17 protein-coding genes are annotated in these 19,613 nt (G+C 67.8%); 12 read left to right on the forward strand and 5 right to left on the reverse strand.

What is annotated here, in order from left to right:
- Window positions 1-151: 151 nt before the first annotated feature.
- Window positions 152-823 (forward strand): hypothetical protein, encoded by a 672-nt coding sequence (locus P7L68_RS00180; protein ID WP_371998986.1) that lies wholly within the window; start codon window positions 152-154, stop codon window positions 821-823.
- A gap of 7 nt (window positions 824-830) precedes the next feature.
- Here P7L68_RS00180 and P7L68_RS00185 read toward each other — a convergent pair whose 3' ends face one another.
- Window positions 831-2,048, reverse strand: a complete 1,218-nt coding sequence (locus tag P7L68_RS00185; RefSeq protein WP_371998987.1) for an MFS transporter — start codon at window positions 2,046-2,048, stop codon at window positions 831-833.
- Between the two features lie 95 nt (window positions 2,049-2,143).
- Here P7L68_RS00185 and P7L68_RS00190 point away from each other — a divergent pair, with 95 nt between their 5' ends.
- Window positions 2,144-3,025 carry a LysR family transcriptional regulator gene (locus P7L68_RS00190; protein ID WP_371998988.1) on the forward strand — a complete coding sequence of 294 codons (882 nt, stop codon included), beginning with the start codon at window positions 2,144-2,146 and terminating at the stop codon, window positions 3,023-3,025.
- A gap of 15 nt (window positions 3,026-3,040) precedes the next feature.
- Here P7L68_RS00190 and P7L68_RS00195 read toward each other — a convergent pair whose 3' ends face one another.
- Window positions 3,041-4,756, reverse strand: coding sequence for a SulP family inorganic anion transporter (locus P7L68_RS00195; RefSeq protein WP_371998989.1), 1,716 nt, complete (start codon window positions 4,754-4,756; stop codon window positions 3,041-3,043).
- 79 nt (window positions 4,757-4,835) lie between these two features.
- Complete coding sequence (locus tag P7L68_RS00200) at window positions 4,836-5,096, reverse strand: helix-turn-helix domain-containing protein (RefSeq protein WP_014752794.1); 261 nt, start codon at window positions 5,094-5,096, stop codon at window positions 4,836-4,838.
- 223 nt (window positions 5,097-5,319) lie between these two features.
- On the opposite strand from P7L68_RS00200, the gene P7L68_RS00205 reads away from it, so the two are divergent.
- The 10 genes from P7L68_RS00205 (at window position 5,320) to P7L68_RS00250 (ending at window position 18,219) form a co-directional block, all read left to right on the forward strand.
- The gene (locus P7L68_RS00205) at window positions 5,320-5,781 is read left to right on the forward strand and encodes a DUF1348 family protein (RefSeq protein WP_371998990.1); all 462 of its coding nucleotides are present in this window, start codon (window positions 5,320-5,322) and stop codon (window positions 5,779-5,781) included.
- Between the two features lie 31 nt (window positions 5,782-5,812).
- Entirely contained in the window at window positions 5,813-6,406 is a 594-nt protein-coding gene (locus P7L68_RS00210) for a TetR/AcrR family transcriptional regulator (RefSeq protein ID WP_371998991.1), read from the forward strand.
- A gap of 86 nt (window positions 6,407-6,492) precedes the next feature.
- Window positions 6,493-8,403: an ABC transporter ATP-binding protein gene (locus P7L68_RS00215; protein ID WP_371998992.1), complete on the forward strand. Its 1,911-nt coding sequence runs from the start codon at window positions 6,493-6,495 to the stop codon at window positions 8,401-8,403.
- 92 nt (window positions 8,404-8,495) lie between these two features.
- Window positions 8,496-11,438 carry a P-loop NTPase fold protein gene (locus P7L68_RS00220; protein WP_371998993.1) on the forward strand — a complete coding sequence of 981 codons (2,943 nt, stop codon included), beginning with the start codon at window positions 8,496-8,498 and terminating at the stop codon, window positions 11,436-11,438.
- Between the two features lie 172 nt (window positions 11,439-11,610).
- The gene (locus tag P7L68_RS00225) at window positions 11,611-12,453 is read left to right on the forward strand and encodes a transporter substrate-binding domain-containing protein (protein ID WP_371998994.1); all 843 of its coding nucleotides are present in this window, start codon (window positions 11,611-11,613) and stop codon (window positions 12,451-12,453) included.
- Between the two features lie 72 nt (window positions 12,454-12,525).
- A complete protein-coding gene (locus P7L68_RS00230) occupies window positions 12,526-13,188 on the forward strand; it encodes an amino acid ABC transporter permease (RefSeq protein ID WP_371998995.1) in 663 nt (220 codons plus the stop codon).
- Window positions 13,185-13,970, forward strand: a complete 786-nt coding sequence (locus P7L68_RS00235) for an amino acid ABC transporter ATP-binding protein (RefSeq protein WP_371998996.1) — start codon at window positions 13,185-13,187, stop codon at window positions 13,968-13,970. Before P7L68_RS00230 ends, P7L68_RS00235 begins: the two co-directional genes overlap by 4 nt.
- Window positions 13,971-13,979: 9 nt before the next feature.
- On the forward strand, window positions 13,980-15,101 hold the full coding sequence (locus P7L68_RS00240) for an enolase C-terminal domain-like protein (RefSeq protein WP_371998997.1): 1,122 nt from the start codon (window positions 13,980-13,982) through the stop codon (window positions 15,099-15,101).
- A gap of 57 nt (window positions 15,102-15,158) precedes the next feature.
- Window positions 15,159-16,430 (forward strand): NAD(P)/FAD-dependent oxidoreductase, encoded by a 1,272-nt coding sequence (locus P7L68_RS00245; protein WP_371998998.1) that lies wholly within the window; start codon window positions 15,159-15,161, stop codon window positions 16,428-16,430.
- Between the two features lie 37 nt (window positions 16,431-16,467).
- Window positions 16,468-18,219, forward strand: a complete 1,752-nt coding sequence (locus P7L68_RS00250) for a thiamine pyrophosphate-binding protein (protein WP_371998999.1) — start codon at window positions 16,468-16,470, stop codon at window positions 18,217-18,219.
- Window positions 18,220-18,247: 28 nt separating this feature from the next.
- Here the strand turns inward: P7L68_RS00250 and P7L68_RS00255 are convergent, their stop codons facing one another.
- The gene (locus P7L68_RS00255) at window positions 18,248-19,186 is read right to left on the reverse strand and encodes a LysR substrate-binding domain-containing protein (RefSeq protein ID WP_371999000.1); all 939 of its coding nucleotides are present in this window, start codon (window positions 19,184-19,186) and stop codon (window positions 18,248-18,250) included.
- Between the two features lie 15 nt (window positions 19,187-19,201).
- A complete protein-coding gene (locus P7L68_RS00260) occupies window positions 19,202-19,603 on the reverse strand; it encodes a nuclear transport factor 2 family protein (RefSeq protein WP_371999001.1) in 402 nt (133 codons plus the stop codon).
- Between the last annotated feature and the right edge of the window lie 10 nt (window positions 19,604-19,613).

The raw sequence follows: 19,613 nt of genomic DNA on the forward strand, positions 1-19,613 counted from the left end.
CTTGAAGTTGCCGTGGGGCAACTTCAGATGGACAATAGAAATGCATGGGAAGCCTTGAATACAATGAACCAAACGGTAAGTAAGATTTGTTTTGTACGACAAACCTCGTCCATCGCCATTGTTCCGTGCTCCCGATGAATGGAGATGTAACATGACAAATATTACAAGAAGGGAAGCGACAATAGGTATCATGTCGGCGTTGCCAGTTCTGGGCATGACGGGCTGTGCATCTGTAACTCATCTGGGAAATATCTTCGGGCATTCGTTTCTGGCTTCCATTTTTACGGCAGAAAAAAACAGATCTATAATACGTGTAGCTCGTGATTTCATTGTCGAGAGCTTATTTGACTACGCCATAGAACAGGGCATGGCGTGGATGTCTGAGAATGTATTGAATAGGGAGGCTGAACGTCTGGGTGTTTCGGCGGAGGCCTACACAAAAACGGCAAAACTCTTAGGTCCGAAGAAATTATCAGACAGCATTGAAGGAGGATATACCTTATGGTACGCATCATCTGATCGATTTCCTTACGTAAACAACGTATTGACTGTCATTATCAAAAACAATACAAGAGATAGTCAAAGCGGATCTTTTACATTTTCGTGTATTGATCAAGAAAATAAGAACGATATATATTTCACTGAAACTACACCTGGAGTCGCCATAGATCCTGGAGGTGTGCATTACTATACTATGGAGATTCAAGGATTTGCGCGACCTGGAAAGAAAGTATTCCGAATTGACGACCAGCCTTTGTACCAACGCCTTGAATTGGTGACACCTTCGATTGAGGTACTACCCGCCGTCGTTCGGGCAGCATAATTGTTACCTAACGGTGAGAGTGGCGGATCGCTATCTGTCTATACAAACGGGTCACACTCGCCATCGCCGCAAACCCCGCGCCCAGAATGGTGACGGCCGTCCACCCGCCCGCCTGCCAGGCCGCTGTGGCTGTGGCGGAGCCGGTGGCGCCGCCCAGGAACATGGCGCCCATGAACAGGGTGTTGATCCGGGCGCGGGCCTCGGGGGCGAGGGCGAAGATCACGTGCTGGTTCGAGATCAGGGCCGCCTGGACGGCGAAGTCGAGCACCACGACCCCGATGATCATGCCGGCGAGGCTGGTCCAGGCGCCGAAGATCGCCCAGGCGGCGAGGGTGCCGAGGGCGCCGGCCAGGATCACCCGGTCGGGGCCGCGGCGGTCGGCGATGCGGCCGGCGAGGGGCGCGGCCAGCACGCCGGCCATGCCGACCAGGCCGAAGGCGCCGGCGGCATCCGCCCCCAGGCCGAAGCGCGGATCCTGCAACCGGAAGGCAAGCACCGTCCAGAACACCGAGAAGGCGGCGAAGAGCAGCGCCTGGGTCACCGCCGCCCGGCGCAGCGCGCCATGCGCTCGCCAGAGCCCGGCGAGAGAGCGGAGCGACGCAGCCCAGGTCAGGCCGCCGGCTGGCCGGGCCGGGGCATGGGGCAGGCGCCAGGCGAGCAGGGCCGCGGTGCCGAGCGCCAGCGGCACGCCCAGCCAGAACATGTCGCGCCAGCCGGCATGGCTGCCGACGAAACCCGCCAGCGTGCGGCTGAGCAGGATGCCGGTCAGCAGCCCCGACATCACCGTGCCGACCACCGCCCCCCGGCGCGCGGGCGCCGCCAGATGGGCCGCGAAGGGCACGATCTGCTGGGCGACGGTGGCGGCAAGGCCGATCGCGAACGACGCCGCCACCAGCATCAGCGCGTCCGGCGCCAGCGCCGCCCCCGCCAGGGCCAGGGCAAGTGCCAGGAACTGCAGGGTGATCAGCCGCCGCCGCTCCACCAGATCGCCCAGCGGCACCAGCAGGAACAGCCCCGCGGCATAGCCCAGCTGGGTGGCGGTGGGCACCAGCGCCGTGGCGGCGCCGGGCAGGTCCTGGCCGATCAACCCCAGCAATGGTTGGTTGTAATAGATGTTAGCTGCGGCAATTCCGGTTGCAGCCGCCATGGTGAAAGTCAGGCCCCGGCCCATCCCGGCGGTCGGTGCGGCGTTGCCGGGTGTGCCGGCTGCGGTTCCTGCGGTCATGATCGCCTCGCATCTTGTTGGCCCCCGGACTCTGGCCTACCCTCAAGATCCGCGGTACTGACTGCATCTGATCAGCCTGCCTATCGGAAAATGATATGATCGATCTGAACGACGTCGCGGTGCTGGCAGAGGCGGTGGCGGCCGGCAGCCTGGCGGGGGCCGCCCGCCGGCTGGGTATCGGCCCGATGGTCGCCTCGCGCCGGCTGGCGGCGCTGGAAGATGAACTCGGCGTGCGGCTGATCCACCGCACCACCCGTGCGCTGGCCCTCACACCCGAAGGCGAGGCCTTCTTCCCCTACGCCCAGACCCTTCTGGAAACGGCCGTGGACGGCCGGGCGGCGGTACGGCCGGCCGCGGCGGGGGCCGCGGGCCGGCTGCGCGTCACCTGTTCGGTGCCTTTTGCGCGCAAGGTGGTGGCGCCGATGATGGGCGGCTTCCTGCGCGACAATCCGGCGCTGGAGGTGGAGCTGGTGACGAGCGATGCGGTCGTCGACATCGTGGCCCACGGGCTGGATCTCGCGATCCGCATCGCGCCTCTGCGCGACAGCACCCTGATCGCCCGGCGGGTGGCGCCCAATCCGCGGCTGCTGGTCGCCTCACCCGCCTATCTGGCCCTCCGCGGCACGCCGCGCCGGGTGGCGGAGCTTGCGGATCATGACTGCCTCACCACACCCGGCACCGGCCACTGGTCCTTTACGGGGCCCGCGGGCCCGCTTCGCCAGCGGGTGCGCGGCCGCTTTACCGCCACCTCGATCGATGCCCTGCAGGAGGCCTGTATCGACGGGCTGGGCCTCACCATCATCGCCGACTGGAATGTCCGCGACGACCTCGCGGCCGGCCGGCTTCGGGTCGTCGCGCTTGAAGACGGCGCGCCCGAGCCGCTGACCATCTGGGCGATCCACCCCACCACCCGCTTCGTGCCACCCAAGGTCCGCCTGTTCGTGGCGGCGCTGGAGGCGCATCTCGGCGCCCGCTGACGGCGTGTCGCGTCGCTATCCGGCCGTCAGCGCCTGCCGCGCCGCCGCAACCGCCGTGCCTGTATCGCCGCGGAAATGGACCGCGGGCGGGATCAGCCCGTGGCGGTGGAGCATGTGGCGCACCGCCGGGCGGGCGGCTGCGATCCACAAGGTGGCGCCCTGGCGATCGGCCTTGCGGCGGAAACCGTCGATGGTGGCGGCGCCGGTGGAATCGAGCAGGGGCACCGCGCTCATGTCCAGCACATAGGCTTTGGGGGCCGCGGCGCCGACATTGTCGAGCGTGGCGCCCACGGTCGCCGCGGCGCCGAAGAAGAAGGCGCCGGAGATGCGCAGCACCGCCACCGCGCGCTCGTCGCCCTCCGCCGGGCGCCAGGCGGTGCGGCCGCCGGTTTCCGGGCGGTCGCTGTCGGCGCGGTCGGGCTCGATCAGCGGCACGCCGGTTTCCACCGCCACCGTGCCGGCCATGCGGTGCAGGAAGATCAGCGCGCCCAGCGAGAAGCCGGCGACGATGCCGGCGGTCAGGTCTTCGAACACCGTCAGCAGGAAGGTGACGGTCAGCACGGCGGCATCCCCGCGTGAGGCGCGGAGCAGGATGCCGATCGCATGGCGCTCGATCATGTTCCACGACACCACCGCCAGCACGCCGGCCAGCGCCGCGAGCGGGATATAGGCCGCAAGCGGTGCCGCGATCACCATGAAGCCCAGCAGGAACAGGGCATGGAGCATGCCCGAGACCGGCCCCCGCGCGCCCGAGCGGACATTGGTCGCCGTGCGGGCGATGGTGCCGGTGACACAGATGCCGCCGAACAGCGCCGAGGCGATGTTGGCCACACCCTGGGCGACCAGTTCGCAGTTCGACCGGTGGCGCCGGCCGGTCATGGCATCGGCGACCACTGCCGAGAGCAGGCTTTCGATCGAGCCCAGCAGCGCGAAAGAGAGTGCTGCCGGCAGCACGGCCATGACCTTCTCCACCGAGAGCGCCGGCAGGGCGGGGGCGGGCAGCATCGAGGGGATGCCGCCGAAACGGCTGCCGATCGTCTCTACCGGCAGGCCGGCGAGGGCGGCGACCAGGGCGGTGCCGACCACCGCGATCAGCATGCCCGGCAGGCGCGGGGCGAAGCGCTTCGTACCCTGGATGATCAGGATGGCGGCCAGGGCCAGCGCGATCGCCGCCGGGCTGGCGGTGCCTGCGGCATCGGCCAGCGCGCGAAGCTTGGGCAGGATCGCGGCCGGTTCCGGCCCGGCCAGCTCCAGCCCGGCCAGATCCTTGATCTGGCTTGAGAAGATGATCACCGCGATGCCGGCGGTGAAGCCCACCGTCACCGGATAGGGGATGTATTTGATGAAGGTGCCGAGCCGGAGTGCTCCGATCGCAAGCAGGATCAGCCCTGAGAGCATCGTTGCCAGGATCAGCCCGTCGACGCCATGGGCGGCGACGGTGGACGCCACCAGCACGATGAAGGCGCCGGCCGGCCCGCCGATCTGGAAGCGGCTGCCGCCGAGGGCGGAGACCAGGAAGCCGCCGATGATCGCGGTGTAGAGGCCGCGTTCGGGCCCGACGCCCGAGGCGATGGCGATGGCCATCGACAGCGGCAGGGCGACGATGGCGACCGTCAGGCCGGCGATCGCATCGGCGCGCAGCGCGCCCAGGCCATAGCCTTCGCGCAGCACGGTGACGAGTTTGGGGGTGAAAAGCTCCGCCAGGCGCGGGCCCTGGGCTGAGGCGGCCATCCGTTCCGGATCCCTTTGCGTGATCGAGCCTTGCACGATCAGGACGTGCACGATCGGGGCCGGTGGCGGGTGCAGATGGTCAGCGGCCGGGCGGTGCCTCTTTCAGGCGCACGCCGCGGCCCTGACCGAGGCTCTGCGCCCCGTCGCCGATCAATTCCACGCCCGCCCGGTCGAAAGCTTCGATCACCTTGGTCAGGGTGTCGACCACCCCGCGCACCGTTCCCTCGCTTGCCTCCATCCGCTGGATGGTGGGAAGCGAGACGCCGGCAAGTTCGGCCAGCTGGCGCTGGTCGATGCCGAGCAGGGCGCGGGCTGCGCGCATCTGGGCCGCCGTGATCAAGGGGTCCTCCGGTCCGGACTGGCAATCATCATGTTAATACCTTCAAAGGTGATGTCCAGAACATCAGTATCAGCGTTTGCAGCATCAGGGCTTGCATGCCCTGCATGGCTCGGCTGCGCATCATAGCGGTTGGCGTGGCCTGCGTCAGGCTTGACTCGTGACGGCATGTTTGTACTGTTCGATACAGATTGGACTGAACGGTACAAATCATCGGAGACCGCCCATGCGCCCGCCCGTGCCGCCCTTCACCGCCGAAACCGCCGCCCTGAAGGTGCGCGCCGCCGAAGACGGCTGGAACAGCCGCGATCCCGAGCGGGTCGCCGGCGCCTATACGCCCGACTGCGTGTGGCGCAACCGGGCGAGTTTCCTGCGCGGCCGGGCCGAAATCGTGGCCTTCCTGACCGGGAAATGGGCACGGGAGCACGACTACCGGCTGATCAAGGAACTCTGGGCGACGGCGGGGGACCGGATCGCGGTGCGCTTCGCCTATGAATGGCATGACGACAGCGGCAACTGGTTCCGGTCCTGTGGCAACGAGAACTGGGAATTCGACGAGGACGGGCTGATGAAACGCCGGATCGCCAGCATCAACGATCTGCCGATCGCCGCGGCCGATCGCAAATTCCACTGGCCTTCGGGGCGGCGGCCGGATGATCATCCGGGCCTCAGCGAGCTGGGATTGTAAGGGATCGAAAGAGGGGAGGCGGCCCGGCGCCATGGCACGGCTGGTCAGGGAACGCAGCGACATCATCCCGATTCTGGGCGAGGTCTTCCGCGCCCATGGCTATGAGGGCGCCAGCCTGCAGGTGATCGGCGCCGCCACCGGCCTTGGCCGCGGCAGCCTGTACAACTTCTTCCCCGGCGGCAAGGAAGAGATGGCGGCGGCCGTGCTGGCCGATATCGACCGCTGGTTCCGGGACGAGATCTTCCGGCCTCTGGAAGTGGCCGCCGCATCCGCCGCACCCTATCTGGTGCGGACGGCGATCCACGAGATGGCGGCCGCGGCCGCGGGATATTTCCAGGGCGGGCGGCGGATCTGCCTGGTGGGCGCCTTTGCCCTGGATGGCGTGCGCGATCGTTTCGCTGCGGCGGTGGCCGGCTATTTCCGCGCCTGGATCGAGGCACTCGGCGCGGCGCTGGTCACCTTCGGGCTCTCCCCCACCGTGGCCCGCGCCCGCGCGGTCGCGGCGGTCGCCGACATTCAGGGCGCTCTGGTCCTGGCCCGCGCGCTCGACGACCCCGGCGTGTTCGACATGCGGCTCAAGGCGGTCGTGACCGCCCTCACCGCCGGATGGAACGGGGTGGGTTAGGCTCAGGGGCTCTGGTCGCGGGGCATCCGCGGTCATATATGTGGGGGCTTGCTTTCGTCCCCCCGCGTGAACAGGACCCGCCTCTGATGTCTCCGATCGATACCAGCCGTCTGAACGGCCGGTCTCCGGCCAGCCGGATCATGCGCTGGTTCGAGTCCCGGCTCGATCCGTATCCGCCGGCCCCGCCCGGCCAGCCGCCGCGCGGGCTGGTCGCCTTCTGCCGCTATTACTCCCGGGGGGCGGAACCCTGGTTGATCGCGATGGCGCTGCTCTCCACCGCCATCGCGCTCGCCGAGGTGGCGCTGTTCTCGTTCATGGGCTCGCTGGTCGATCTGCTTCAGGCCAACACGCCCGAAGGGCTGTTCGCGGCCGAGGGCTGGAAGCTCGCCGGCATGGCGGTGCTGGTGCTGGTGGTGATGCCGGCGATCGCGCTCGGCAATTCGCTGATCATTCACCAGACCCTGCTCGGCAATTTCCCGATGCGCATCCGCTGGAGCCTGCACCGCTATCTGGTGCGCCAGTCGATGAGCTATTTCCAGGACGAATTCGCCGGCCGGGTCGCCACCAAGCTGATGCAGACCGCGCTTGCGGTGCGCGAGACGGTGATCAAGCTGCTCGACATGGGCAATTACGTGCTGGTCTATATGACCGGCGCGCTGATCGTCGCCGCCTCGGCCGACTGGCGGCTGATGCTGCCCTTCCTTGCCTGGATCGTGCTCTATGCCGCTTTGCTGCGCTGGTTCATCCCGCGCATGCGCGCGGTCTCCCAGGCCCAGGCCGACGCCCGTTCCGAGATGACCGGGCGGATCGTCGACAGCTATACCAACATCGCCACCGTCAAGCTCTTCTCCCATGCCCGGCGCGAGGACGACTATGCCCGCGACGCCATGGAAAGCTTCCTCAAGACCGTGCATCTGCAGATGCGGATGTCGACCGTGGTCCAGGTCGGCAATCTGTGTCTGAACTATATGCTGATCGCCTCGGTCGCGGCGCTGGGCATCTGGCTGTGGACGGTGCAGGCGGTCAGCGTGGGCGAGATTGCGGTGGCGGTGTCGTTCACGCTGCGCCTGATGGGCATGTCGCAGTGGATCATGTGGGAAATGGCCGGGCTGTTCGAGAATATCGGCACCGTCCAGGACGGCATGAATTCGATCTCGCTGCCCTACGAGGTTGCCGACCGGCCGGACGCCCGCGCGCTCGGCCCGGTGACGGGTGCGATCCGCTTCGATCATGTCGGCTTCAACTATGGCGGCCGCCGGCCGGTGGTGCGCGATTTCGACCTGGTGGTGAAGCCGGGCGAGAAGATCGGGCTGATCGGCCGGTCCGGTGCCGGTAAGTCGACGGTGGTGAACCTGCTGCTGCGCTTCTACGACGTCGAACAGGGCCGGATCACCATCGACGGCACCGATATCGCCGGCGTCACCCAGGATTCGCTGCGCGCCGCGATCGGCGTGGTGACGCAGGATACCTCGCTGCTGCATCGCTCGGTGCGCGACAACATCGTCTATGGCCGGCCCGATGCCACGGATGAGGAGATGATCCGCGCCGCCCGCCGGGCCGAGGCCGATGATTTCATCGCCACCCTGGCCGACAGCCATGGCCGCCGCGGTTATGACGCCCATGTCGGCGAGCGCGGGGTAAAGCTTTCGGGCGGTCAGCGCCAGCGGGTCGCCATCGCCCGCGCCATGCTCAAGGATGCACCGATCCTGATCCTCGACGAGGCGACGGCGGCGCTCGATTCCGAGGTCGAGGCCGCGATCCAGGCCAATCTGGACCGGCTGATGGAGGGCAAGACCGTCATCGCCATCGCCCATCGCCTGTCGACCATCGCCGCCATGGACCGGCTGGTGGTGATGGATCAGGGCCGCATCGTCGAACAGGGCACCCATGACCAGCTGATCGCCGCCGGCGGCCTCTATGCCCGGCTCTGGCGTCGCCAGTCGGGCGGGTTCATCCAGGCGGATGACGAGGCCGCGGAGGTGTTGCAGGGGGTGTGATACCCCCTGCCGGTTGAACGGCGGATGCCTGCCGGGGAAGAACCGGTTACCATGAGGTGATCTTCGGGTGATCACCTCATGGTGGAGGCGGCATGGACGACCCTGGCGAATCGGTGGCACCAGCCCCGTCCATGACCGTTGGGGCGCTTCTGAAGGCGCGCAGGTTCCGGTTGTCGAAGAACCTGAGAGCGCATCTGGACGGCATGGCACCGTCGCCGTTCGAAACGCAACAGCCGGTCGCCGATATCGCCAGCTATCTGTCCAGCGCCGCCCGGCACGACAATGACTGGCTGGCGGCCATCGCCGGCGCGGGGAACAGGATCGTTGCCTGGCTGACGGGGGTCGCCGCGAGACCCGTCGCGATCTCCGATCTGTCACTTTCTGCCGGCCTGCTCGCGGCCCTCGAAGATGCCGTCGACATTCGCAGGAGGACGGGCGGAAAAGACGCCTATATCGGCGCCCGCCATCTGCTGATGGCGATTCTGACGGCGCCCGACAAGGATGTGCAGGCCGAACTCGGGCGGATACTGCAGCTGACCAGGGGGGCGGACGATCTCGCCGTCTGGGTGACACGCTGTGCCGAACGGGTTTTTGAGGCGAGGGAGCCGGGCGAGGACCTCCGGATATGGATGGGGTTGTTGTCTGCCCGTGGCCATCCTGCAGCTGCAGAACGCCTGCAAGCCCTGGTGCGGGACGAGGCCCTCGGCAATGAGCTGCCTCCGGAGGCGTCAGAGCCTGAAATCTCCGAGACGGCCGATATGCTGCCGGACGCAGTGCCGGCTGGCGCCATCCCACGGGACGCCGTGCCCCGCCTCGCCAACGACGACGGCTGGGGTCTCGCCGCCGAGCATCGCGTGGGAGACGACGCCGTCGCTGCGGCGCTCGCGCGGCTGGCAGCCTCAGAGAGTTTCACCCCGCCGCTGGCGGTCGGCGTCTTCGGGGCCTGGGGGTCGGGCAAGAGCCATTTCCTGCGCCAGGTCCATGATCGGGTGACGGAGCTGACCGCAGCGAAACCTGCCGGCTTTCATCACCGGATCGCCCAGATCCGGTTCAATGCCTGGCATTATGTCGACACCGATCTCTGGGCCAGCCTCGCCGGCTGCATCTTCGAAGACCTGGCGGCGCAGGGGCGGGGCTCTGCGGAAGGCACGCAGCCGGATCTCCTCGGGCGGCTGGCCACTGCGCGCCGGCTGACCCTGGAGGCGGCCGGCGCACTGGTGGTGCACCGTCAGGCCGTCGACGAGGCAGAGAGGGCGCGGATCGCGGCTGAAGAAGGGCTTCGCGCGGAACGGCAGCAGCTGCGTCAGGCGCTCCGGCCGCAGATCATCGCCGCCGCCGAAGGCATCCGCAGGGCGGCCTCGGGCAAGGAGGTCGGCGCTGCGGTCGAGAGCGCTTTCGGCGAGCCGCTTGAGACCATCGTCGATCGCTGGCAGGAACCGCGTCAGGCATTTCAGGAGCTGAAGGAAACCCTGCCGCCGATGGCGGGCCTGCTGCGCCAGCTGGCCCGGCCGGACCAGTGGCTGGTGCTGGGGGGCGCGCTCGCGATCGCCTTCCTGCTGCCGATCGTGCTGGGCGCCGCCGCAGACTGGCTGCGGCCGCTGCATGACGGGCTGCTGGTGGCGGTGGTGGGGGTGACGACGGTCGCGGCCCGGGCCTCCCGCGCCATGCGGCAGGTGCTGACCGCGCGTGACGCGCTCACCAGAGCGGCCGAGCGCTTCCGTGCCGGATGGGAGGTCTCGCTTCCGCCGACGGCCGGGGATGCGGCTGCGGAAGCCGCGCGGCGCCGGGTCGCCGAGGCAGAAACCCGGGTGGCGCAGGCCACGGAAGACCTGCACCTGGCACTGCGCCAGCAGGCCGAGGCGGCGCGTGCCTTCCATGACCAGACGGCGGCCGCGCGGCTCAGGGCCTTTCTCCACGACAAGGCGGCGGCCGATGGGGTCTATCGCAGCCGCCAGGGCCTGATCGGCACCATCCGCCGCGACTTCGCCGACCTCTCGGCCCTGATGAACGTGCAGGCAAGCGCTGAAGAGCTGCGGCGCTTCGCGGAAGAAAAACAGGCCTATGAGGCCCGGCTCCGGGCCTTCCTCGACGGGCCGGGGCAACGTCTCACCGAGGATGAGAAGGCCAGTCTGCAACCGGATCTCGGCCGCTCCCCCGATCCGGCCTTCACCCGCATCATCCTCTATATCGACGACCTGGACCGCTGCCCGCCCGAAAAGGTGGTCGACGTGCTCCAGGCGGTGCATCTGCTGCTCGCCTTCTCGCTCTTCGTGGTGATCGTGGCGGTGGATCAGCGCTGGCTGAAGGGCGCCCTGGTCAAGGTCTATCCCGATCTGCTGGACCGCGAGGGGCAGGCGGCGGCGATCGACTATCTGGAGAAGATCTTCCAGCTGCCGGTCTGGCCGGTGCAGGTGAGGGGGGACGCGGCCTCGGACTTCGTGCGCCGCAGGCTTGCGGCGGATCTGGAACGGCCGGCGTCGGTGCCGATGGCGGCCATTCCGCCCGCACCGCCCGCACCATCCGTCAATGACGGGCTCCGTTCCGATCCGGATGCTCACGATGACGACGATGGGTCGGCTCCGGTCGATGACCTTCCGGAGGATGACATTTCCCTGGCGCCGCTGACCCTCACCCGGGCTGAAATCGACTGGCTGGCCGAGATCGCGCCGCTGGCGGCAAGCTCGCCCCGCCGGCTGTTGCGGCTGGTGAACAGCTACCGGCTGGTGCGGGCCAGTCTGGATGCCGCAGATGCCGGCAGGGTGGCGGCGGGCGGCTATCGGCCGCTCGCTGCCGCTCTGGCGCTGGCGGCGGCTGATCCGGTCGGTTTTACGGCTGTGCCGGTCCTGGTGCGGCAGGCGCCTGATGGTCAGGCCCTGCTGGAGGCCGTCGGGGCCCGGGCCCCGGACCTCGTCTTTCCGCTCAAAACCATGCTGGAGCGGCACCCGGATGTCTGGTCCGGTCTGGCTGTCTGGATGACCGCTGCGCAACGTTTCAGCTTCGGAGGCTTTACCGGCGAACGCGCTTCGGACGCCTGAACCGCGGCAGCCACTCCCTCAACCTCTGCGTCATGCGTGCGAATGCTGTCCTGCCCGGCTGGTAGCATGACTTTTCGTCATGCAATGCCCAATATTCATGCGTTGTGATGCCGGCTGGATGATCCCATACTCGACCTACAAATAAAAATGAAGGTCAGGAGACATGCGGGATATGATGAATCGCAGGCGGTTCAACACCTTCCTCGGCGCGGGCATGGTCTCGGCTGCGGCAGGGCTGTCGATCGGGATGGGGCGGGCCTTTGCGGCCGATGGTTCCTTCCAGCGGGTGAAGAATTCGGGGGTTCTGCGCATCGGCGGTGTGCCGGATGGTGCCCCCTATTACAAGAAGAGTCTGACCGACGGCAGCTGGCAGGGCTTCTATATCGATATCTGCAAGAAGCTGGCCGACGATCTCCGTCTTGAACTGTCGGTGCTGGAGACGACCTGGGGCAATTCGGTGCTGGATCTTCAGGCCGACAAGGTCGATGTCTTCTTCGGCCTGAACCCGACGCCCGAGCGGCAGAAGGTCATCGACTTCTCGGTGCCGGTGTTCAACAACGCCTTTTCGCTGGTCGCGAAAGACGGGCTGGAGGCGACCAGCTGGGAGGATGTGAACAAGCCGGAGATCCGGATCGCGGTCGATGCCGGCTCGTCGCATGATGCAGCGGTGACGCGCCATGCGCCCAATGCAACGGTTGTGCGCCTGAAGAACCAGAGCGACGCCACCGCCGCCCTGCAATCGGGTCGCGCGGATGCGCAATGCCTGGTGCTGGTGCTGGGCCTGTCGCTTCGGGCCAAGAACCCGAAGATCGGCAAGCTGATCATTCCGACGCCCGCCGACTACACCACCTCCAATGCCGGTTTCCGGCGCGAGGACGACCAATCCTGGCGGCAGTTCGTCGACGGCTGGATCAAGGCCAACCGTGCGAGCGGCTTCATCAAGGACGCGATCATCCGCAACATGCAGCTGGTGGGCGTGAAACAGTCCGACTTCCCGCCCGGTTTCGACGTCTGATCTCCCCGGATCCGCGGCGGGGCCGGCTGTCGCCGCCGCGGATCCGCTGCCACCCTGGACCGGGAGATCCGGATGTACGAGTGGGATTTCGGCCTGTTGTGGGGCTATCGCTGGCTCTTCCTCGACGGGCTGTGGGTGACGGTCTCGTTCACCGTCGCCATCGTGGCCGGTGGCCTTGGGGTCGGGCTGGTCGGTGCGCTGGGGCTGCTCTGCCGTTTCGCGCCGCTGCGCCTGGCCAGCCTCGCCTTCATCGAGGTTTTCCGCTGCACGCCGATCCTGGTGCAGCTGATCTGGTGCTATTACGCCCTGCCGATCCTGGCGGGTATCGAACTCAGTGCCACCAGCGCGGCGCTGATCGCGCTGTCCTGCTATGGCGGTGCCTTCTATGCCGAGATCATCCGCGGCGGCATCGTCTCGATCGATCCCGGCCAAAGCGAGGCGGGGGCGGCGCTGGGCATGACGCCGGCGCAGACCATGCGGCGGATCATCCTGCCCCAGGCGCTTCGGCGCATGATCCCGGCGCTGATGAACCAGTCGATCCTGCAGTTCAAGAACACCTCGCTGGTCTCGGTGCTGGCGGTGCCCGATCTGGTCTATCAGGGCCAGATGGCCGCCCATGACAGCTTCCGGCCGCTTGAGACCTATACCGCGATCGCGGTCGCCTATTTCGTCATCCTGTTCCCGCTGACGCTGTTCGTCCGCCATCGGGAGCGCAGGCTGGGGGGCCGGTCATGACCGCCGCCGAAACCAGGCCGCAAGAGACCAAGATCGAGATCGCCGGCCTGCAGAAATCCTTCGGATCGCTCGCCGTGCTGCGCGATATCGGCTTCACGGTCCCCGCCGGCGGCGTGGTCTCGCTGATCGGGCCGTCGGGCTCGGGCAAGTCCACCCTGCTTCGCTGCATGAACCTGCTGGTGACGCCCGATCGCGGCAGCATCCGCGTCGGCGATGCCCGTTTCGTGTTTGGCAGCGGTGCGCCGCTGCCGTCGCAACGCGAGCTGGCGGGCTTCCGGGCACGCACCGGCATGGTGTTCCAGAACTTCAACCTCTTCCCGCATATGACCGTGCTCCAGAACGTGATGGAGGCCCCGGTCCAGGTGCGGCGCCGGTCCAAGGCCGAGGCGCGGGAGATGGCGCTGGCCCAGCTTGAAAAAGTGGGCCTGGCCGACCGGGCCGGGCAGATGCCCGACACGCTGTCGGGCGGCCAGAAGCAGCGGGTGGCGATCGCCCGGGCGCTCGCCATGGAGCCCGAGGTGATGCTCTTCGACGAGGCGACCTCGGCACTCGATCCCGAACTGGTGGGCGAGGTGCTGGCGACGATCCTGAAACTTGCCGCCGACGGCATGACCATGGTGATCGTGACGCACGAGATCGCCTTCGCGCGCGAGGTCTCCGACCGGGTGGTGTTCATGCGCGACGGGGTGGTGGTCGAAGACGGCCCCGCCGCTCAGGTGATCGGCGCCCCCCGCCAGGAGGCGACCCGTCAGTTCCTCAGCCATTTCCACAAAGCCATCTAGGACCAAGCCATGGAGCGCATAGAAAGACTGCGCGTCTTCCTGATCGAAAGCCCGATCGCGATGGCCCGCCTGCAGGGCGTCGGCAACGTCAAGGGCACGGTCAAGCGCGTCCTGGTCGAGGCGACCTCCACCTCGGGCCTTATCGGCTGGGGCGAGGCCGCCCCCTGGGAGGTGTTCACCGGTACGGCCGAAGGGGCCTTCGCCGCGATCGACGTTTATCTGCGGCCGCTGGTGATCGGCGCGCCGGTCAACCGCATCCGCGAGCTGACCCGGGCGATGGACAAGGCGCTGGTCGGCCATGGCGAGGCCAAGCTCGCGATCGAGACGGCGCTGTTCGACATTCTGGGCAAGCGGTCGGGGCTTTCGGTCGCCGACCTGCTCGGCGGCCGGGTGCGGGACGAGATCCCGCTCTCCTTCTCGATCGCCGATCCCGATTTCGCTGCCGATTTCGCCCGCATGCAGGCCATGGTTCCGGCCGGCAACCGGATCTTCAAGGTCAAGACCGGGGTCAAGCCCCATGCCGAAGACATGGCGCATCTGGAGGCGATCCGCGACGCCTTCGGAGAGACGGTCGACCTTCGGCTCGACTACAATCAGGCGCTCGATCCTTTCGGGGCCATCACCATCCTGCGCGATGTCGACCGGTTCCGGCCCACCTTCATCGAGCAGCCGGTGCCGCGCGACTGCCTGGCGGCGATGGCATCCTTCGCCGCGGCCCTGGATACGCCGATCCTGGCCGATGAAAGCTGTTTCGATGCCCGCGATCTGCTGGAGATCGCCCGGCTGGGTGCGGCCGATGCCGTCTCGGTCAAGCTGATGAAGGCCGGCGGCATCCTGAAGGCGCAGGCGCTGATGGCGGTTGCCGACGCGCTGCATCTGCCGGGCTATGGCGGCACGCTCTGGGAGGGCGGCATCGCCCTTGCGGCCGGCACCCAGTTCATCGCCGCGACGCCGGGCATGTCGCTCGGCTGCGAATTCTATATGCCCCATCACGTGCTGACCGAGGATGTGCTGCTGGAGCGGGTTCCCAACCGCGATGGCAGGGTGATCGTCCCCACCGGCCCCGGCCTCGGCATCGAGGTGACGGAACAGTCGGTGCGCGGCAATGCCCGCATCCTCGCCGAAGCCTGACATGCCGCCGCTGCGGGCCTGACGACGGCTCCGCGGCGGCGCCCCCAGGAAGCAGAGATGTCCAAGACGAACGAGACGCAGGCCGTCGTCATCGGCGCCGGCATCGTCGGCGTGTGCGCGGCGCTGGCCCTTCGCCAGGCCGGCCTGGCCGTCACCCTGGTCGACCCGGACGAGCCCGGCGGCGAACAGGCGGCGAGCTATGGCAATGGCGCCTTCATCACCCCGGCCTCGATCATCCCCATGTCGGTGCCGGGCCTCTGGCGCAAGGTGCCGGGCTATCTGCTGGATCGCGACGGGCCGCTGACGATCCGCTGGCGGCATCTGCCGCGGCTCACCCCCTGGCTGCTGCGGTTTCTGGCCGCCGGCATGACCACGGCCCGGGTGGAGCGCACCGCCGCCATCCTGTCCGGCCTGCTGCACGACGCGCCGGACCGCCATGCCGCCCTGGCCGAGGCGGCAGGCGTGCCCGGGCTGATCGAGCGGCGCGGCGTGCTCTATGTCTATCCCGATCGCGCCGGCTTCGCGGTCGAGGCCCTGTCCTGGCGCCTGCGGCGTGCGGCCGGGGTGGTGTGGCGCGAGCTGGATGCCGCCGCCCTGCGTGCCTTCGAGCCGGCGCTGTCGCCGGCCTATGGTTTCGGCGTGCATGTGCCGGCGGCGGCGAACTGCGCGGATCCCGGCGCCTATGTCGCGGCGCTGGCGGCGCATGCTGCGCGCCTGGGCGTGCGCCGGGTGACGGCGCAGGCCACCGGTTTCGCCTTCGAGGGCGACCGCCTGCGGGCAGTCGAGACCGATCATGGGCCGATCGCCTGCAACCGGGCGGTGGTGGCGGCGGGCATGGCCTCGGCCCGCCTGGCCGCCGCGGCGGGTGATCGCATCCCGCTGGAGGCCGAGCGCGGCTATCACGTCCAGCTGACCGGCGGTGCCCTGGGCGGGCCGCATCTGCCGGTGATGCCGAGCGACGGCAAGATGGCCAATACGGTGACCCGCGAAGGGCTGCGTGCGGCGGGGCAGGTGGAGCTGGCGGGGCCCGGGGCGCCGCCCGACTGGCGCCGGGCCGAGATCCTGCTGCGCCACCTCTACGCCACCTGGCCGGGGCTTGCCCGCGATCTGCCGGTGCGCCGCTGGATGGGCAACCGGCCCTCCACCCCCGACGGGCTGCCGGTGATTTCGGCCGCCCGTCGCAGCCCCGATGTCTTCTACGCCTTCGGCCATGGCCATGTCGGCCTGGCGGCCGGCCCCAAAAGCGCGGCGCTGGTCGCCGCCCTGGTCACGGGATCCACGCCCCCCCTGCCGCCCGAGCCGTTCGCTGCGGCGCGCTTCCGGTGGTGACCGGTCTTCGGATGACCCCGTTCTGAAAGGATCGACGATGCGTGGTGCAGACATTCTGGTCGAGATGCTGATCGGTTACGGCGTCGACACCATCTTCGGCGTGCCCGGCGACACCAATGTGCCGTTCTACGAGGCGCTGCAACTGCGCGCCGACGAGATCCGCCATGTGATGGCGCGCGACGAACGTTCCGCCGGCTTCATGGCCGATGCCTATGGCCGCTTCACCAACCGTCCCGGCGTGTTCGAATGCCCCTCGGGTGCCGGGGCGATGTATTCGTTGCCGCCGGTCGCCGAGAGCAACGGGTCGTCGGTGCCGGTGATCCTGCTGACCATCGACATCCCGCTGCCCGGCGAGGGCCGCGGCGTGCTGACCGAGCTGGACTGCGCAAAGCTGTTCGAGCCGGTGACCAAGCTGTCGGTGCAGGTGAAATCGCCGGAAAAGCTGCCCGAAATCATCCGCCGGGCCTTCCGCGCCGCCTGTTCGGGCAAGCCCGGTGCCGTGCATCTCCAGATCCCCGAGGACATGCTGCTGGCCGAGGTCGATCCGGCCCGGATTTCGCTCCATGTCGAAGAGGAATGCCGGACCTTCCCGGCCTATCCGACCCTGCCGCCCGAGGCCAAGCTGACCCGGCTGCTGGAGCTGATCGCCCGCGCCGAACGGCCGCTGATCATCGCCGGCGGCGGCGTCAACCGTGCCGATGCGGGCGATGTGATCACCAGCTTCGCCGAGTGCCACGATATCCCGATCTGCACCACGATGACCGGCCAGGGCTCGATCCCCGACGATCATCGCCTGGCCATCGGGGTGATCGGCGACAACGGCTATCATCCCCATGCCAATCTGGCGCTGGAGAAATCCGACCTCGCGATCTTCGTGGGCTCGCGCATCGGATCGGTGGTCACCATCGGCTGGACCTTCCCGCAGGTGACGCTGAACCGCCGGCTGGTCCAGATCGACATCTCGCCCGAGGTGATGGCCAATAATTACGAGAACCTGCTCTCGGTGCAGGGGGATGCGAAACTGGTCTTTCAGCGCCTGTTGCAGATCGGGACCGACACCAGACCCGCCCGGCGCGGCGGCTGGGTGGACGAACTGAACGCCGATCGCGCGCATTTCTGGAAGGCTGCGGCGCCGCTTCTGACCGACGAGCGGGTGCCGCTGCGGCCCGAACGGGCGGTGCATGCCTTCAATCGTGCGCTGGAAGCTTCGGGCAGGCCGGCGCTGATCTATTCCGATGCCGGCACGCCGACGCCCTATATGACCCGGTTTCTGAAGATCAACGACCGCGAGACCCGCTTTGCCATCCCGCGCGCCTTCGGCGGGCTGGGTTCGGCCCTGCCGGCGACGGTGGGTGCCTGGGCGGCCGATCCCGCCAAGCGGCCGATCGGCCTGTTCGGCGACGGCTCGTTCGGCATGAGCGTGGGCGAGCTTGAAACCCTGGTCCGCCTTCAGGTGCCGGCGATCCTGATCCTGTTCAACAACGGCACCTATGGCTGGATCAAGGGCCTGCACCGGTTGAAGGGCCACAACCAGTGCTTCGGCGTCGATTTCCTGCCGCCGGAGGGCCAGGCGATCGCCGAGGCCTTCGGACTGAAGGCCTGGACGGCGCGCACGGGGGCCGAACTCGACGAGGCGCTGGCCCAGGCCTTCGCCTGGAAGGCCGGCCCGTGCTTCATCGACCTCAGGATCGAATCCCTGGCGGAGCGGGTGCCGCCGGTCTATTCCTGGCTGCGCAAGCGCGGCGAGGATCCGATGGCGCTGGACAGCGTCGATCACGGCTATCGCTGAGGCCGGCGCATCCCTGCGGTGCGTGTGATCACGCGGCCGGATCATCTCGGGCGGTGGGGCGCGGCGCGGGCAGCAGGTTCCGCCGCCGCGCCTCGGCCAGGAACCAGCGGCGGAAGGCGGCGACGCCGTTCTGGCTCATGAAGGCTTCGGGGCAGCACATGTAAAAGCCTTCGCCCGACGAGCAGCGCTGGGCGAAGGCCGGTTTCAGCCGGCCGTCGGCCAGTTCAGCCAGAACATAGCTTTCCGGCACCACCGCCAGCCCCATGCCGCTGATCGCCGCCTCGATGATCATGTCGGTGACCGAAAAGCGCGGCCCCAGGATCGGGCCGGTGAAGGGGATGTCCGCCGCCCGCAGCCAGTGCATCCAGAGGCTGGGCCGCGACACGTTCTGAATCAGGGTGATCCGCCGCAGATCCTCTTCGGGCAGGAAGCCCTGATCCGGCAGCAGGGCCGGGGCGCCGACCACCACCAGGTCTTCCTCGAACAGCAGATGGCTGCGGCAGGCGGCCCAGTTGCCGACCCCGCGCAGGAAGAACAGATTGGCGTCGAAATCCGTCGGATCCTGGGTGTTGGGGCAGGCGACCACCTCGAACAGGATTTCGGGCTCGGCGCGGGCGAAATGTTTCAGCACCGGCAGGGCCCAGCGCCGGGCAAGCGTCGGCGACATGCCGATGCGCAGAAAATCCTCGGTGGTCCGGCCACGCACGGCATCGATGGAGACTTCTTCCATCCGGTCCAGCAGATGCGAAATCTCGTCGTAATAGGCGCGGCCGGCGGCGGTCAGGATGATTCGCGGGCCGGCGCGTTCGAACAGGGTGACGCCCAGAAACTCTTCCAGATTGCGGATCTGGCGGCTGATGCCGCTCTGGGTGACGCACAGATCTTCGGCCGCCTTGGTGAAGCTCAGATAGCGCACCGCCGCATCGAAGGCGTGGAGGGCAGAGAGGCTGGGCAGGAAGCGGCGCAATCTCGTCTCCGGAGGTCAGAACCCGGCGGTGCCGGATGGCGGTGCGGCGACCGGTGCCACTACCAGCCTGCTGATGCCGTCGGCCACCAGGGTGAAGCGCAGCAGGATGATCACCGGGTCGGGCAGGCCGGCCGGGTCGAAATCGCCCGCCACCGCCACTCTGACCGCGACCTCCGCCCCGGTCTCCTGCCAGTCGACCGGTGTGAGGCGCAGGCGCATGGCGAAAATCTCATGCGCCGCCCAGGCGCCGATCGACGGCCGGCCCCGGATCTGCCGGTCGCCCCTGACAACCTCGGCATTATCGGTGAACAGCTGGCGCAGCGTGTCGAAATCATCCTCGTTCACGGCGTCGATCCAGTCGAGGACCAGCGGCGCGGCCAGGTTCGACAGGCGGGACATCAGCGGAGCATCTGGCATGGCGGTCGGT

The organism is Tistrella mobilis (assembly GCF_041468085.1).
GTDB lineage: Bacteria > Pseudomonadota > Alphaproteobacteria > Tistrellales > Tistrellaceae > Tistrella > Tistrella mobilis_A.

Excerpts from the sequence above, each read along its gene's own strand:
- P7L68_RS00180 (WP_371998986.1), top strand. The coding sequence starts at position 152 with ATGACAAATATTACAAGAAGGGAAGCGACAATAGGTATCATGTCGGCG.
- P7L68_RS00185 (WP_371998987.1), bottom strand. The coding sequence starts at position 2,048 with ATGACCGCAGGAACCGCAGCCGGCACACCCGGCAACGCCGCACCGACC.
- P7L68_RS00190 (WP_371998988.1), top strand. The coding sequence starts at position 2,144 with ATGATCGATCTGAACGACGTCGCGGTGCTGGCAGAGGCGGTGGCGGCC.
- P7L68_RS00195 (WP_371998989.1), bottom strand. The coding sequence starts at position 4,756 with ATGGCCGCCTCAGCCCAGGGCCCGCGCCTGGCGGAGCTTTTCACCCCC.
- P7L68_RS00205 (WP_371998990.1), top strand. The coding sequence starts at position 5,320 with ATGCGCCCGCCCGTGCCGCCCTTCACCGCCGAAACCGCCGCCCTGAAG.
- P7L68_RS00210 (WP_371998991.1), top strand. The coding sequence starts at position 5,813 with ATGGCACGGCTGGTCAGGGAACGCAGCGACATCATCCCGATTCTGGGC.
- P7L68_RS00215 (WP_371998992.1), top strand. The coding sequence starts at position 6,493 with ATGTCTCCGATCGATACCAGCCGTCTGAACGGCCGGTCTCCGGCCAGC.
- P7L68_RS00220 (WP_371998993.1), top strand. The coding sequence starts at position 8,496 with ATGGACGACCCTGGCGAATCGGTGGCACCAGCCCCGTCCATGACCGTT.
- P7L68_RS00225 (WP_371998994.1), top strand. The coding sequence starts at position 11,611 with ATGATGAATCGCAGGCGGTTCAACACCTTCCTCGGCGCGGGCATGGTC.
- P7L68_RS00230 (WP_371998995.1), top strand. The coding sequence starts at position 12,526 with ATGTACGAGTGGGATTTCGGCCTGTTGTGGGGCTATCGCTGGCTCTTC.
- P7L68_RS00235 (WP_371998996.1), top strand. The coding sequence starts at position 13,185 with ATGACCGCCGCCGAAACCAGGCCGCAAGAGACCAAGATCGAGATCGCC.
- P7L68_RS00240 (WP_371998997.1), top strand. The coding sequence starts at position 13,980 with ATGGAGCGCATAGAAAGACTGCGCGTCTTCCTGATCGAAAGCCCGATC.
- P7L68_RS00245 (WP_371998998.1), top strand. The coding sequence starts at position 15,159 with ATGTCCAAGACGAACGAGACGCAGGCCGTCGTCATCGGCGCCGGCATC.
- P7L68_RS00250 (WP_371998999.1), top strand. The coding sequence starts at position 16,468 with ATGCGTGGTGCAGACATTCTGGTCGAGATGCTGATCGGTTACGGCGTC.
- P7L68_RS00260 (WP_371999001.1), bottom strand. The coding sequence starts at position 19,603 with ATGCCAGATGCTCCGCTGATGTCCCGCCTGTCGAACCTGGCCGCGCCG.